Annotated in this window: 16 protein-coding genes; 11 read left to right on the forward strand and 5 right to left on the reverse strand. The window is 57.7% G+C overall.

Translation table 11 applies throughout. The annotated features are described in order from the left end of the window. Positions 1 to 210: 210 nt before the first annotated feature. The 7 genes from C5F70_RS14120 to C5F70_RS14150 all read left to right on the forward strand — a co-directional run bounded on the left by C5F70_RS14120 (position 211) and on the right by C5F70_RS14150 (position 8,977). The gene (locus C5F70_RS14120; RefSeq protein ID WP_104903571.1) at positions 211 to 1,587 is read left to right on the forward strand and encodes an aspartate aminotransferase family protein; all 1,377 of its coding nucleotides are present in this window, start codon (positions 211 to 213) and stop codon (positions 1,585 to 1,587) included. A 41-nt stretch (positions 1,588 to 1,628) separates the two neighbouring features. Continuing rightward, the gene (locus C5F70_RS14125; protein ID WP_104903572.1) at positions 1,629 to 3,083 is read left to right on the forward strand and encodes an aldehyde dehydrogenase; all 1,455 of its coding nucleotides are present in this window, start codon (positions 1,629 to 1,631) and stop codon (positions 3,081 to 3,083) included. Between the two features lie 106 nt (positions 3,084 to 3,189). Next, positions 3,190 to 3,753, forward strand: coding sequence for a cytochrome b (locus C5F70_RS14130; RefSeq protein ID WP_017846944.1), 564 nt, complete (start codon positions 3,190 to 3,192; stop codon positions 3,751 to 3,753). Positions 3,754 to 3,928: 175 nt separating this feature from the next. Next, the gene (locus C5F70_RS14135) at positions 3,929 to 4,864 is read left to right on the forward strand and encodes a LysR family transcriptional regulator (protein WP_104903573.1); all 936 of its coding nucleotides are present in this window, start codon (positions 3,929 to 3,931) and stop codon (positions 4,862 to 4,864) included. 171 nt (positions 4,865 to 5,035) lie between these two features. Then, complete coding sequence (gene tcuA, locus C5F70_RS14140) at positions 5,036 to 6,487, forward strand: FAD-dependent tricarballylate dehydrogenase TcuA (protein WP_017846942.1); 1,452 nt, start codon at positions 5,036 to 5,038, stop codon at positions 6,485 to 6,487. Beyond that, on the forward strand, positions 6,474 to 7,631 hold the full coding sequence (gene tcuB / locus C5F70_RS14145; protein ID WP_017846941.1) for a tricarballylate utilization 4Fe-4S protein TcuB: 1,158 nt from the start codon (positions 6,474 to 6,476) through the stop codon (positions 7,629 to 7,631). The genes tcuA and tcuB overlap by 14 nt, the downstream gene beginning before the upstream one ends. 50 nt (positions 7,632 to 7,681) lie before the next feature. After that, positions 7,682 to 8,977, forward strand: coding sequence for an MFS transporter (locus C5F70_RS14150; RefSeq protein WP_104903574.1), 1,296 nt, complete (start codon positions 7,682 to 7,684; stop codon positions 8,975 to 8,977). Between the two features lie 27 nt (positions 8,978 to 9,004). On the opposite strand, the gene C5F70_RS30605 is transcribed toward C5F70_RS14150, so the two are convergent. Beyond that, positions 9,005 to 9,151 carry a hypothetical protein gene (locus tag C5F70_RS30605; protein WP_158683859.1) on the reverse strand — a complete coding sequence of 49 codons (147 nt, stop codon included), beginning with the start codon at positions 9,149 to 9,151 and terminating at the stop codon, positions 9,005 to 9,007. A 168-nt stretch (positions 9,152 to 9,319) separates the two neighbouring features. On the opposite strand from C5F70_RS30605, the gene tnpB reads away from it, so the two are divergent. The 4 genes from tnpB (at position 9,320) to C5F70_RS14170 (ending at position 12,496) form a co-directional block, all read left to right on the forward strand. After that, on the forward strand, positions 9,320 to 9,679 hold the full coding sequence (tnpB, locus tag C5F70_RS14155; protein ID WP_046489445.1) for an IS66 family insertion sequence element accessory protein TnpB: 360 nt from the start codon (positions 9,320 to 9,322) through the stop codon (positions 9,677 to 9,679). Between the two features lie 18 nt (positions 9,680 to 9,697). Beyond that, positions 9,698 to 11,200 carry an IS66 family transposase gene (locus C5F70_RS14160; protein ID WP_102619022.1) on the forward strand — a complete coding sequence of 501 codons (1,503 nt, stop codon included), beginning with the start codon at positions 9,698 to 9,700 and terminating at the stop codon, positions 11,198 to 11,200. Beyond that, positions 11,197 to 11,505, forward strand: a complete 309-nt coding sequence (locus tag C5F70_RS14165) for a hypothetical protein (RefSeq protein ID WP_046489443.1) — start codon at positions 11,197 to 11,199, stop codon at positions 11,503 to 11,505. The genes C5F70_RS14160 and C5F70_RS14165 overlap by 4 nt, the downstream gene beginning before the upstream one ends. Positions 11,506 to 11,605: 100 nt before the next feature. Further along, positions 11,606 to 12,496: an IS110 family transposase gene (locus tag C5F70_RS14170; RefSeq protein ID WP_104903575.1), complete on the forward strand. Its 891-nt coding sequence runs from the start codon at positions 11,606 to 11,608 to the stop codon at positions 12,494 to 12,496. A 1-nt stretch (position 12,497) separates the two neighbouring features. Here the strand turns inward: C5F70_RS14170 and C5F70_RS14175 are convergent, their stop codons facing one another. From C5F70_RS14175 to C5F70_RS14195, 4 genes are all read right to left on the reverse strand, one after another. Next, on the reverse strand, positions 12,498 to 13,022 hold the full coding sequence (locus C5F70_RS14175) for a hypothetical protein (protein WP_081610150.1): 525 nt from the start codon (positions 13,020 to 13,022) through the stop codon (positions 12,498 to 12,500). 417 nt (positions 13,023 to 13,439) lie between these two features. Beyond that, on the reverse strand, positions 13,440 to 14,048 hold the full coding sequence (locus C5F70_RS14185; RefSeq protein WP_081610149.1) for a hypothetical protein: 609 nt from the start codon (positions 14,046 to 14,048) through the stop codon (positions 13,440 to 13,442). Beyond that, the gene (locus tag C5F70_RS14190; RefSeq protein ID WP_238560678.1) at positions 14,045 to 14,425 is read right to left on the reverse strand and encodes a methyltransferase domain-containing protein; all 381 of its coding nucleotides are present in this window, start codon (positions 14,423 to 14,425) and stop codon (positions 14,045 to 14,047) included. Before C5F70_RS14190 ends, C5F70_RS14185 begins: the two co-directional genes overlap by 4 nt. A 142-nt stretch (positions 14,426 to 14,567) precedes the next feature. Further along, positions 14,568 to 14,807, reverse strand: coding sequence for a hypothetical protein (locus C5F70_RS14195; protein ID WP_104903576.1), 240 nt, complete (start codon positions 14,805 to 14,807; stop codon positions 14,568 to 14,570). Position 14,808 lies beyond the last annotated feature (1 nt).

A 14,808-nucleotide genomic window follows, 5' to 3' on the forward strand; every position in this document is an offset into this window, starting at 1 on the left:
GGTCGAAAGCCTCCGCCAATATTCTTTTTTTTTGAGGAATCTTTTGCGTGATGTTCGCACATAGCAGAAAACCTGCACATTTCTTTATGCAAGATGTGTGCAGGAAAGCGCGCTCAGGATGGAATCCCCAAGTGCCAATTCGGGCTAACGGCAACCCGTGCGCTCTGGGGATGATCGGCATACGTGAACCTACATCCCAAAGAGACCGTCATGAGTGAAGCCCAACTTGAATCCCTGCACTTCGCGGATGCCCCGCGGATAACCTCTAGCGCCCTGCCCGGCCCCAAGACCCTCGAGGCCCTGGCACTGTCGGCACGTACCGAGTCGATGGCCCGGGGTGGTGGACGCATGCCGGTGGCGATGGACCGTGCCTTCGGCGCGACCTTCAAGGACCCGGACGGCAACACCTACATCGACCTGTCCGCCGGCGTGGGCGTCAGCAGCGTCGGCCGCTGCCACCCCAAGGTGGTGCAGGCGATCCGCGAGCAGTCCGAAGTGCTGATGCATGCCTTGGAAATCAACAGCACCCGGCGAACCGAATTGGCGGCCAAACTTTCCGAGATCGCGCCCGACGGCCTGCGGGGCGATTGCGTCACCTACTTCACGCAAAGCGGCAGCGACGCACTGGAAGCCGCGATCAAGTTCGCCAAACGCATCACCGGGCGCCACCAGATCATCGCCTTCCATGGTGGCTACCACGGCGTATGGAACGCCTCGGGCGCCCTGACGACCGGCACCGCCTACCGCAAGGGCTACGGTGCCCAGATGGGCGGCGTGATTCACGCGCCCTACCCGTATGCCTACCGCTTCCCCTTCGACACCACGCACAAAAGCGCCGAGCAGATCGCCGGCGAGTACGTGGACTACCTGTTGAACACCCCTTACACCGCCGCCGATGACGTGGCCGCCGTGATCGTCGAGCCGGTGCAGGGCGAAGGCGGCTATGTCCCCCCGTCGCCGGAGTTCCTGCAGTTATTGCGCAAGGCGTGTGACCGCAGCGGCACGCTGCTGATTGTCGATGAAGTGCAGTCCGGCGCAGGGCGTACCGGCAAAATGTGGGCGGTCGAGCATTCGGGCGTAAAACCAGACATGCTCACCTTCGGCAAGGGTATCGGCAGCGACCTGCCGATGGCAGGCCTGATCATGCGTTCGGACCTGGCGGCCGCGATTCCAGACGGCTCGATGCCCAATACCTTCGCCGCCAACTCGTTATCCGCAGCCGTGGCGCTGACCAACATCGCCATCCTGCAAGACCTGGAACTCGATCTGCTCAACCGCGCCCACGCCCTGGGCCTGGAGGCACAGGCACGTATCCGTGGCTTTGGCAGCCCGTGGGTCGGCGAAGTCCGCGGCCGTGGCCTGATGATCGGTATCGAGCTGGTCGAAGACCCCATCACCAAGGCTCCCCTGGCGCCCGAAAAAATCGGCCAGCTCATGGGTTACCTGCTGAACCACGGTGTGCTGATGATTCCCTGCGGTCGCTACAGCAACGTGATGCGGGTCATGCCCTCATTGACGATCTCACGCGCGCTGTTCTTCAAGGCGCTGGATATCTTCGGCGACGCCCTGGCCAGCCTCAACGCTTGAGGCGCTCACCCCGTCCACCCTACGTCACTTAGGTTCCCAACATGACTGAGCACTTGAATCACTTCATCGAAGGCACTGGCTGCGAAGCCTCCGACGGCCGACGCATCCCCTTGGTCGACCCTGTGACCGAACAGGTGTACGGCAGCTGCGCGCGCGGCACCGCCGACGATGTGGACCGTGCCGTAAACGCCGCGCACCACCAACTGGAGCAGGGCGCCTGGAGCCAGCTCGATGGTGCCCAGCGCGCTCGACTGCTGTTGAAGCTGGCGGATCTGGTAGAGCGCGACACCGAATTGCTCGCCGACATGGACGCCAACGCCATCGGTCGTTCGCCGATCGAACCCCGTCGGATGGACGTGCCCAACGCGCTCGCCAACCTGCGCGCCGCCGCCGGCTGGGCCAACCAACTGGAGGGCCGCACCATTCCCTCCGGCGGTTACTTCGGCACCAAGACCCTCTCGTACACGGTTCGGGAACCGGTGGGCGTGGTCGGGGCGATCGTGCCCTGGAACTCGCCGCTGATGATCACCGTCTGGAAACTGGCCGCGTTACTGGCGGCCGGCTGCACGGTGGTCATCAAGCCTTCGGAAGAAACACCACAGTCCGCCCTGCACCTGGCCGCGCTGGCTCGGGAAGCGGGCTTCCCGGACGGTGTGATCAACGTGGTCACCGGCTATGGCGCCGAGGTGGGGCGTGCCCTGTGCGAACACCCGCACATCGCCAAGATCAGCTTTACCGGCAGCCCCGAGGCGGGGCGCGAGATCCAGCGCACCGCGGGCGTGTTGTTCAAGCACGTGGCATTGGAGCTGGGCGGCAAGAGCCCCCAGATCGTTTTCGACGACGCCTCGTTTGAAGACGCGCTGCGCGGCTGCACCCTCGGACTGTTCGCCAACCAGGGCCAGATCTGTGCCGCCGGCTCGCGCATTCTGGTCCAGCGCGGCATCGCCGATCGCTTCGCCGCGGCGCTTGCCGACGCCGCGCAAGCCGTCAAGGTGGGCGACCCTCGGGAGCCCGGCGTGCAGATGGGCCCGGTGGCCAAGAAAGCACAATTCGATCGCGTTAACCGTTACATCCAACTGGGCATTGACCAAGGCGCTACTCTGCTCGCCGGCGGTGTATCGACGCCTGAGCGCGGCTGGTTTGTCCGGCCGACGATCTTCGCCAACGCCAACAACGAGATGGCGATCGCCCGCGACGAGATCTTTGGTCCCGTCGGCACGGTGATCACGTTCGACAGCGAAGAGGAGGCTGTCGCACTGGCCAACGATTCCACCTACGGCCTCGCAGCCACCGTGTGGACCACCGACCTGGTGCGCGCGCACCGCGTAGCCGGCGCCGTGAAAGTCGGTGCCGTGGGCGTCAACTGCTGGAGCCCGTTGGATGCCAACCTGCCCTGGGGCGGCGTCAAGACCAGCGGCATAGGCCGTGAAGGCGGGTTTGGCGGCGCGCTGGCGTACACCGAAGAGAAGGTCATCACCGTGCTGCTGCCCAAGTAAAAACAATCTTCGCCCTGACCGAGCCGGCCAAGCGTTGCTCGGTAAGGGCGGACGTTCAAACGTGCATCACTTCACTGATGCCTTTGATATAAATGGAGAGCCTATGATGAACCCGACAGATAAACTGACAACCGATCAGTACTCGACGTCCCTGCGCATTTTGCACTGGGTGCGCGCCTTGCTCGTCATCGGCCTGCTCTGGGCAGGCTGGCATATGACCGGCATGAATGACGAAGTGGCGAGCAAGTTCGAACTCTATTACCCATGGCACAAATCGTTCGGGGTGCTGACATTCCTGGTGGTCCTGGTTCAGCTCGCCGTGCGTGTACGCACCCCCCTACTCCCGCAGCCGCCGTTAACGCTGGCCAGGCATGAGCGGTTTCTGTCAAGACTTGCGCAACGCACCATGTATGCACTGCTCGTGATCGTGCCCTTGATGGGTTACTCGATGTCGAGCACCTACACGATGAGCGACGGGGTGTTCTTTTTCGGGATCAACCTGCCGGAGCTGCTGGCGAAAAATGACGACTGGTTCGTCGTCTTCCAGTGGCTGCACAAGGTACTTGCGTATACCTTGCTCGGGCTGATCCTGTTGCACATCGCCGGTGCGCTCAAGCACCGCTTCTACGACAAAGATCCTCGTAGCGACGTGCTGCGCCGCATGTTATGAATTGGCGCACGCCAACAACGCCGGCCAGCAGCGAACCCAACGCTGGAAGTTGACTGCCGACGCGTTACCTCTCAGGCTGACCACGCGCCGCCTCGCCCGCTCGGTGCGTGGTGGCTGACGTTCCCCGACCCACCGTTACACAGGTAGGTACTCATTTGAAGTGGAGCAGTAACGCGTGGAATTAAGACAACTGCGCTATTTCGTCAACATTGTCGAACACGGCAGCCTGGGCCGCGCAGCCCTTGAGCTGGACGTGGGCGTATCGGCGCTGAGCCAGCAGATCGCCAAACTCGAAAGCGAACTCTCGACCCGCCTGCTGAACCGCACGACCACCGGCGTCACACCGACCCCGGCCGGCATGGCCTTCCTGCACCATGCGCAGTTGTGCTTGAGGCAAGCCGAGAATGCGATCCTGGCGGCACACCGTGGGCGGATGAGCGGGTATGTCACCGTGGGCTTGCCGCCCACCACGGCCACGGTGCTTGCCCTGCCCTTGATCAATGCGATGCGCGCGCGGTATCCGGATATTCAGTTGCACCTGATCGAGATGCTGTCCGGGCATCTGGCCACGCAACTCAATGCCCGCCAGATCGATCTGGCCATTTTATTTCAACTTGAAGGGGGCAAGCGCTGGAGCGTGACGCCGCTGCTTGACGAGAAACTGTTTGTCATCTGCTCGCCACACTTGCCGGATGCCCCGCAAGGACGCTCTGTGCAAATGGCGGACCTGGGGCAACTGCCACTGGTGATGCCGAGTGCGCAACACGGTTTGCGCTCAACGCTGATGGCGGCGTTCGAGCGGTCGGGGTTGACGCCCAACATCATCATGGAGGTGGATGGCCTGGCCGTGTTGATGAACGCTGTACGCGCCGGCCACGCGGCCACCATCCAGCCCGGCGCGGCGGTGGCGCTCAAAGGCGAGTCGGGGCTTTCGGTGGTGGAAATCGCCGATGCTCATGTCGGCCGGCGAAACCTGTTGGCGACACTGCCGGATGATGAGCTGGCGCCCGCGGCACTCGCGGCGCGGCTGGTCATCACCGATGTGGCGCGGCAGCTGGTGATCGATCATCAATGGCCGGGCGCCTCGTGGATCGAAGACATCACGCCCTGATCTCCAGCCGCCCTCGCCCGCGCTTCAGGGCCAGCGGCAACCCGCAAAGCCTTTACGAAAACTAAACACCCCAACCGCTAACGCGCCTTTCGACCCAACGCTCGCTGCCCTAAGGTCTCGCCACTCGCGAGGAGCCCTTCGTTCACGCCTCCTCGCGATCGAGGAGTGATGATGATCGACGTATTAGTCATTGGCGGCGGCAATGCCGCCTTGTGCGCGGCGTTAATGGCCCGAGAGGCCGGCGCCAGCGTGATGTTGCTTGAAGGCGCGCCCAAAGCCTGGCGCGGCGGCAACTCGCAACACACCCGCAACCTGCGCTGCATGCACGACGCGCCCCAGGATGTATTGGTCGAGGCCTACCCCGAAGAGGAGTATTGGCAGGATCTGCTGAAAGTCACCGGCGGGATGACCAACGAGAAGCTCGCTCGTCTGGTCATCCGCGCCTCATCGAACTGCCGTGACTGGATGCGCGCCCATGGCGTGCATTTTCAGCCGTCGTTATCCGGCGCGTTGCATGTCGCGCGCACCAACGCGTTTTTCATGGGCGGCGGCAAGGCGTTGGTCAACGCGTATTACCGCAGCGCCGAGCGGTTGGGCGTGAACATCCGCTACAACGCGCAAGTGACCGACATCGAATTGAACGGGGGAACATTTGTCGCGGCCCACCTGAGCGCGCGCGATGCCGAAGGGCAACGTCTGCCCGCCGAACGTATCCAGGCCAGGACGTGCGTGCTGGCGGCGGGCGGGTTCGAATCCAACCGCGAATGGCTGCGTGAAGCGTGGGGGCAAAACGAGCGCGGCGAGTGGCCTTCGGACAACTTTCTGATTCGCGGCACGCGCTTCAATACTGGCGTACTGCTGCGGCGCATGCAGCAACTGGGCGCCGATTTTATCGGCGACCCGACCCAGGCGCACATGGTGGCCATCGACGCCCGCGCACCGTTGTATGACGGCGGCATCTGCACGCGTATCGATTGTGTATCGCTGGGCGTGGTGGTCAATCGCGACGGCGAGCGCTTCTATGACGAGGGCGAGGATTTCTGGCCCAAGCGCTATGCGATCTGGGGGCGCCTGGTCGCGGGGCAGCCCGGTCAACAGGCCTATTCGATCATCGACCAACAAGCCATCGGTCGGTTCATGCCGCCGGTGTTTCCGGGCACCAAAGCCAACTCACTGGAAGACCTGGCGCGCCAGTTGAAGCTCCCGGTGGCGCCATTTGTCAGCACCATCCAGGCCTACAACGCGGCCTGCCGCGTCGGTACGTTCGACCACACCGCCCTGGACGATTGCCGCACCGAAGGTTTGACGCCCGCCAAAACCCATTGGGCCCGCCCATTGGTCAAGCCCCCCTTCTGCGCCTACCCGCTCAAGCCGGGCGTGACCTTCACCTATTTAGGCCTCGCCACCGACGCTACCGCCGCCGTTCGCTTCAATGGCCAGGCGAGCCCCAACCTGTTCGTCGCCGGAGAAATGATGGCTGGCAACGTATTGGGCAAGGGCTACACCGCCGGCATCGGCATGGCCATCGGCACCGCATTCGGTCGCATTGCCGGCGTGCAAGCCGCCGCCGCGGCCGGCTTCATCACCCGTTCATCCCAGGAGCCGCAACATGCAGCTGTTTGATCCCAAGGCGCCGGGCACGCTGATTCCCGTCCTCAACCTTGATGAAAGCGAAGTCCAGCGACAAATGACGGTCTGCAATGCCTGCCGTTATTGCGAGGGCTTCTGCGCGGTATTCCCGGCCATGACCCGGCGCCTGGAATTTTCTCAGGCGGACATCCATTACCTGGCGAACCTTTGCCATAACTGCGGCGCGTGCCTGCATGCCTGCCAGTACGCCGCACCGCATGAATTTGCGATCAATGTGCCCAAGGCCATGGCCAAAGTCCGCCTCGACACGTATGCCGAGTACGCCTGGCCGCAAGCGATGGGCACGTTATACCGGCGCAACGGGCTGACCCTGGCGCTGGCATCCGGCGCGGGGCTGGCGCTGTTCCTTTGCCTGACGTTGATGATGATGGGCAATCTGTTCACGGCAATGCCCGGGGGGAATTTCTACGGGATCTTCCCGCATAACACCCTGGCCCTGATGTTCGGCGCAGTGTTTGGTTTCGCGGTGCTTGCATTGGCGATCGGCGTGCGGCGCTTTTGGCGCAATGTCTCGCCGGTCGAGGCCTCCCGCGAGCAAACAACATCGGCGGCCCTGGAAGCGAGCGCCAATGTGGCCACGCTCAAGTACCTGGATGGTGGCCACGGCGAGGGCTGCAATAACGCCGATGATCGATTCACCTTGTGGCGGCGGCGCTTCCATCACTTCACCTTCTACGGCTTCATGCTGTGCTTCGCCGCCACCGGCGTGGCCACGCTCTACCATTTCCTGCTGGGCTGGTCGGCGCCCTACCCCGTCTTGAGCGTGCCGGTGATGCTCGGCATCGTCGGCGGGTTCGGGTTGCTGGTCGGCCCGGCGGGGCTCTTGTGGTTGAACCTGCGGCGCAACGCCGAACACGGCGATGAACAGCAGAAGCCCATGGATCGCGGCTTCATCGCGCTGTTGTTTCTCGTCAGCGCCAGCGGCCTGGCACTCCTGGCGTTTCGCGAAAGCATGGCCCTGGGCCTGTTGCTGGCGATCCATCTCGGCCTGGTCATGGCTTTTTTCCTGACCATGCCCTACAGCAAATTCGCCCACGGCATCTTCCGCAGCGCCGCGCTGCTCAAATACTCCATCGAAAAACGTCAACCCAACCCCATCAACGCCGCAAGCGACTGATCGTCAAGACCGTCATTCCAAAAACAAGATTGATCACCACGGTAGCCATAATGAAAACAACAACACAAAACACCCCGTCCAAGGGTTCAAAACTGGGCGCCATCCTGCGGGTCACCAGCGGCAACTTTCTCGAACAGTTCGACTTCTTTCTGTTCGGGTTCTACGCGACCTACATCTCCCAGACGTTCTTTCCTGCCACCAGCGAGTTCGCTTCGCTGATGATGACCTTCGCCGTATTCGGCTCCGGGTTCCTGATGCGTCCGCTGGGCGCTATCGTGCTGGGGGCGTACATCGACAAGGTGGGACGGCGCAAGGGCCTGATCGTAACGCTGTCGATCATGGCGGCCGGGACGGTATTGATTGCACTCGTGCCCGGCTACGCCAGCATCGGAGTGGCGGCACCGGTATTGGTGTTGATGGGACGACTGTTGCAGGGCTTCTCCGCCGGGGCGGAGATGGGGGGCGTTTCGGTGTACCTGGCTGAAATCGCCACGCCGGGCCGCTGCGGGTTCTACACCAGTTGGCAATCGGCCAGCCAACAAGTGGCGATCATTCTTGCGGCAGCGCTGGGTTACACGATCAACGCGTCCATGGCAGCCGCCGAGGTGGCTGCCTGGGGCTGGCGCATCCCGTTCTTTATCGGCTGCGTGATCATCCCGTTCATCTTCATCATTCGCCGTTCGTTGCAGGAAACCGAGGCGTTCAAAGCACGCAAGCATCACCCAACGGCCAATGAAGTGTTCCGCTCAATGCGCGACAACTGGCGCACGGTACTGGCTGGCGGTCTGTTGGCGTCGATGACCACCACCACGTTCTACCTGATCACCGTCTACACCCCGACTTTCGGCCGTTCCGTACTGAACCTGAGCACCACCGACAGCCTGGTGGTCACGCTCTTCGTCGGCCTGAGCAACTTCATTTGGTTGCCCATCGGCGGCACACTCTCCGACCGTATCGGCCGGCGCCCGTTATTGCTGGCGATCTCTTTGTTGTGCCTATGCACCGCTTACCCCGCCATGCATTGGCTGGCCGCCGCGGCCAGCTTCGAACGACTCCTCAGCGTGCTGCTGTACTTCTCGTTCTTCTTTGGCATTTACAACGGCGCAATGGTCGCCGCGCTGACTGAGGTGATGCCACAGAACGTCAGGGTCGTCGGGTTCTCCCTGGCGTTCAGCTTGGCGACTGCAGTGTTTGGCGGCTTTACACCCGCCGTATCCACCCTTTTGGTGCAAGTAACCGGCGATAAGGCATCACCGGCCTACTGGCTGATGTTTGCGGCGTTGTGCGGGTTCACGGCGACGACGATCTTGTATCGCAAGCAAAACGCGGTGACGGTCAACGCCTGATAAGCGCGGTATCCCTGCAGGGCAGCCTCAGATTTTGAATTGCCCCAGCAAGCCTTGCAGGCGGCTGCCGATCGCATACAACTCATCGACAGTCTGGACGCCCTGCTGCGTCTGGTTGGTAACCGCGTCGATGGCGCGTGCGATCAGTTCACTATAAATAAATCTGAGAATCATCTGGCCGGCCTCCCCACCTCACGGAGGTGGCGCAAAATTCAACGTGCGAACTTAGACTTTTGCTGAGGAGGCCGTGATGAAATGTAAGCGATCCATCACCTACACATTCAAAGCCGCCCATTGAAGCCTGATGCTGTGCTCCCGATCTCTTTACGGAGCCAGCACCTCATGATGCGTCCCGACGCCAAAGTCGAAAAAGTCTACCTCTACCCCAAGCCCGTGGATTTTCGAAAATCCATCGACGGCCTCGCCGCCCTGGTCGAGCTGGATATCAAGGTGGCGGTATTCGACCCGGTACTTTTTGTTTTTCTAAATCGCCCCCGTAACCGGGTGAAAATCCTTTACTGGGAGCGCAATGGCTTTTGCCTTTGGCTCAAGCGCCTGGAGTCCGAGCGTTTCAAAACCTCGCCCGACGCGACTGACGAAGCCATCGTATTGAGCGTCCAGGAACTGAACTGGCTGCTTGACGGTTTTGACCTGTGGCGCAACCGTCCGCATCAGGTTTTGACGCCGCGATTTGTTGCTTGATTGGGTATAATCCGGGCCATGACTTCGATGCCCGACAACCATCCCGATGACCCGGCTGCGCTCAAGCAATTACTTGCTCAGATGCAGTCGAAAGTCGCTCTTCTTGAAGAGGAAAATGCACTGCTTCGTCAGCGCCTGTTCGGACGAAAATCTGAGCAAACCGTTGATCCGATGACACCACAGCTGCCGTTGTTCAATGAAGCTGAAAGTATCGCCACGCCAGTGCCCGTTGATGCTGAGGAAGAAGTTGTCGCCCCGACCAAACGCCGTGGCAAACGCAAGCCTCTACCCGCTAACTTGCCACGAATCGAAGTCATCCACGAACTCCCCGAACACGAACTGACCTGCATTTGCGGCTGCCGCAAACATACCATCGGCGAAGAAACCAGCGAACAGCTGGAGATCGTGCCGATGCAGATCCGGGTGATCAAACACATCCGCAAGGTCTACGGCTGCCGTGGTTGTGAAACTGCACCGGTCACCGCCGACAAACCCGCGCAACTGATCGAAAAAAGCATGGCCAGCCCCAGCGTGTTGGCCATGTTGCTGACCGCCAAGTATGTCGATGGCCTGCCGCTGCACCGTTTCGAAAAAGTCCTCGCTCGCCACGGTGTCGATATCCCGCGTCAAACCCTGGCGCGCTGGGTGATCCAGTGCTGCGAACACTTCCAACCGCTGTTGAATCTGATGCGTGATCGGTTACTGGAAAGTCCGATTGTTCACTGCGATGAAACGCGAGTGCAGGTGCTCAAAGAGCCAGGTCGAGACCCGACCAGCCAATCCTGGATGTGGGTACAAGCCAGCGGCCCACCGGCGCGACCAATCCTTCTTTTTGACTACACCACCAGTCGAGCGCAGGAGGTGCCGTTGCGGCTGCTCGGCGACTATCGTGGCTATTTGATGACTGACGATTACGCCGGCTATAACGCCTTGGCCGCACAGCCGAGTGTCGAGCGTTTGGCTTGTATGGCCCATGTACGGCGCAAGTTTGTCGATGCGCAGAAAGTGCAGCCCAAGGGTAAAACCGGTCGGGCCGATGTTGCGCTGACGATGATCAACAAGTTGTACGGTATCGAACGTGATTTGAAAGAAATGACGGATGAGCAGCGCTTTGCCGGTCGCCAGGAAAAGAGCTTGCCGGTGCTCGCGCAGTTGAAAAGCTGGCTGGAGAAAACTCAGCCGCAAGTCGCATCGCAAAGTGCTCTCGGCAAGGCGCTCAGTTATCTGGGTAGCAACTGGAGCCGGCTGGAACGTTACGTGGAGGCCGGTTTTTTACCGATCGACAACAATGCCGCCGAAAGAGCGATAAAGCCGTTTGTCATAGGGCGCAAGGCATGGTTATTCAGCGATACGCCCAAGGGCGCCACCGCCAGTGCGCAGATCTACAGTCTGGTCGAAACGGCTAAAGCCAACGGCCAGGAGCCCTATACGTGGCTGCGCCACGTACTGGAGCGATTACCGCAGGCTGAATCAGTTGAAGATGTTGAGGCGTTACTACCCTGGAATTGGAGGGCATCATGAGTATCAACATTGATCATCTGAGCGCTGATGAGTTAGTGACATTGAATCATCACATTATCGAACGGCTGAAGATGTTGGAGTCATTGGAGGCTCATAAATCGATGATGCAGTTCCATCCGGGAGCACGGGTAAGCTTCGATTCACCCAATGGTGAGCGCCTGTCCGGTACCGTCATGAAGTTCAACCGCAAAACCGTCACAGTGGTAACCGACACCGGCCAGCGCTGGAATATTTCGCCGCACTTACTGTCACCGATCAAAAACGTACAGGCGGGGATGGTGGTGGATATCAGGCCGAAAAAATGAAGTAACTGTGCCGAGAATCGTCTCCGCGCCAGCATGATTTGATTCCTCCCCACCTCAGGCGCCGTCTGTTTGGATAGGTGGGGTTTATGGATCAGTTACGATGAAATTCTGTGGCATAGACCTGCATTCGAACAACAGCGTTGTCGTGGTAACCGACGAAACGGACAGAGTCTTGGTGAGCCGACGCTGTCCCAATGAGCTCACGCCGATCCTCTCACTGCTCGAACCACACCGTGACGAGTTGGTCGGTGTGGTGGTCGAGTCGACGTACAACTGGTATTGGCTGGTCGATGGCCTTATGGCCGCGGGCATGGACGTTAAACTGGCAAACCCGGTGGCGATGAAGCGCTACGACGGTTTGAAGCATTCAGACGACAAGGATGATGCGGTATTTCTCGCGCATTTGCTGCGACTCGGGATTCTACCGACGGGCTATATTCATCCGCCTCAGGAGCGTGCGTTGAGAGACTTGGCGCGTAAACGCATTCAACTGGTGCGCACAAGAACCCAGCATATCCTGGCTGTCGAGAACATTGCCGCACGCCAGTTCGGCCATGGTTTTAGCTGCAATGAAATCAAAGGCTTTTCTGCCGCATCCGTTGACAGGCTGGGCCTGCCAACAGATGTGGCTTTGGCAATGAACGCCAATGTGGCGGTCATCCAGGCGCTTGAAGCGCAGATCGCCGGGCTTGAAGCGCGACTGCTTCAACAGGCCAAATTACGACCTGAGTATTTGTTGCTAAAAACGATGCCAGGCGTCGGTGAAGTACTGGCAACAGTCATCATGTTGGAAACCGGTGACATAGGACGTTTTGCAGAGGTCGGTCACTTTGCCTCCTATGCTCGGTGCGTAAAAAGTGCGCGCTACTCCAACGGCAAAAAGAAGGGTGAAGGCAACGCCAAAAACGGTAACGCGTACCTGATCTGGGCCTTTATTGAAGCGGCCAATTTTGCGCGGCGATTTAGTGACGATGCCCTGTGCCCTCTTTAAACTACGGCTGCCAGAATGTCAGACAAACCCCATATTCATCGAGAAGATCATCAGCAATTTCAAACTGAAACACTTTCTCTGGGAAGGAGTCTGATAGCGCGCGTCTCCAATATCTAGTGATCTGCTCAGCAAATAAATGACAAAGACGATAATCTTCTTCCGACAGGCCAACCTTAAATACGGGTCGGCCCGGCGCATCTTCCCACTTTGAAAAGAACTGATTTATTGAAAAAATATTTCTGTATCGCTCAACGTCTCTACGCGATGCACTTTGTTCCAACACACCAGATTCGGTCTCGACCAGCCCCTTCAAATGAAATTTTTGCGGGTCGTATTGCTGAGCGTTAGGCAGCCAGAAAACGTGGCCATCAACCTCAATAAAATCAGGAGAGAGCAAACCTAGAACAGAAATTGCTTGTTCCAATGAAACCAAGTGCCCTACATATGAAAAAAATTCCCCGGAGCCGATATCCGAAACAAACAAATTCAACGACTCTTTAGAAATATTACCCTGATAAATTTTCATCAATTCAACCCTAAGCTATCAAGAACCGACTGAGGAACATTTCCCTCAAAAGCTTTTGTATCACTTCCCTTCTTGGGGAAATATGTTCCATTCGGTGCTTGGTTCCATTCGACTACCTTAATCCGAGAGTTAGACACATCATATAGTGCACGCCCCTCAGGACCATAGACAACAACATGCCCATTTCCAAGATTGGCGTAATAATTGGGTGCTTGTCCTTGCAACGGATACTGAACACCACCACGAGTTCCCGTGACCGTCACATTCGTTTCCCTGAGTCCCTTGGTATAATCTAAATCAATAGTGTTACCGGCAGAGTCCGCAATGAACCTAGATGTATTGGGAGCGTTAGTAGTTCCTTTTGCACCAAGCAATCACAACAGGATAAATATCACAACGTAAAAGCTGAAAATCTAGTTAATCGTGGCCTACCCCCGACTTTTCCGGGACCTCAATATAAAATAACTCTGAATGAATTTCCCAAGACATCCAGCCCGGCCCTGGCGAAACATTTAGAACTCCCTCTAATAAATACTCTCTAGAAGACTGCTCAATATAAGCACGAGAGCCAAACTCTTCCACTGTTTCATTGCCAGTTGATTTTTTACGATCCGCTGCGTATTCAGTAATTGTCCTTTTTGAAAAGGAAACACCTTCAAAAACAAACCAACAGCCACCTACAAACTCATGCATGGCATATTGACTATCAGCCTTGCTTCCATATTGAACCCACTCACCAGAGTCAGTGCGGGCTCTCAAAAGCCCATCACTTAACTCCCACTCAACATATTCAGTCTGCCTTGACGGATCGTAAATATAGTGCCTCGGAAATATATCTTCTATACCACCGCCGTTGTCTTTATCACACTTAACAAAATGAACCCCACTTGCTTCTTTTAAAAGAAAACCATATGGAAGTGCTAGCCCTCCCTCAACAAAAACCCTAAGCACTCCAAGCTTCTCTTCTGAAAACCCATATGTGCAATTAAATGTATCAAGGTCATCAAAGCCAACAAAAACTATCACTTGAGCTTCTCCAGAACAATAGTTTTCATGCTATCTAGATTCGTAATTATACTTCCATCTGTACGAAGGAATGTTTGCCCTGCGAATCGAGAGTCAAGAGGGCCATTTTGTATAACTCGCAACCCTAGAGACTCTAATTCAGATGTACTTGGTATTTTTCCGTAAGGGTTCGCAGCATTTGCGTTGACAAATATCTTTCCACCAGGTTCAACCACGCGAGTAGCCTCCGAAAGAAAATCCATCATTGAGTTAGTACCACCTGCACTCTTGGGAATGAATGGGTTACTAGCAACAATCTCTCCCACCGAACTATCCTTGAAAGGAAGTTTCGTTGCGTCCGCTCGAATACCAGACTGAATATCTGCTCGGATATCCACGTTTATAGCACCAGGAGTTTGAGCATTCTTCCCACCAAATAACTCAACGGTGGGTTTCCCGCCAGAACTAGCTAATTCTCCTGTCGCTTTTGCACCCTCAATCTGGACGGAGCAATATCAGTACTATTCCACCAACAGCCTATTATTTCTTGTTGAAAATCTCATATACCCATTTGGCCAGCACTTCCGGCGATGTTGTTTCTTTCCTTAGACATTCTTCGCCGCGATCCCTTGCAACAATAGCGAGCTTTCCAGATCCAGAAATTTCAATGTATGGAGCACCAAATTCATCCACTTCAGTTCCCAAGGGGAATTTATCATATGGATTCCCTTGCTCACTTGCGTATTTGAAAAAATATTCGGCTACTTGCTCAAGCTTCACT

The sequence above is a fragment of the Pseudomonas sp. LH1G9 genome (assembly GCF_002949975.1).
Lineage (GTDB): Bacteria > Pseudomonadota > Gammaproteobacteria > Pseudomonadales > Pseudomonadaceae > Aquipseudomonas > Aquipseudomonas veronii.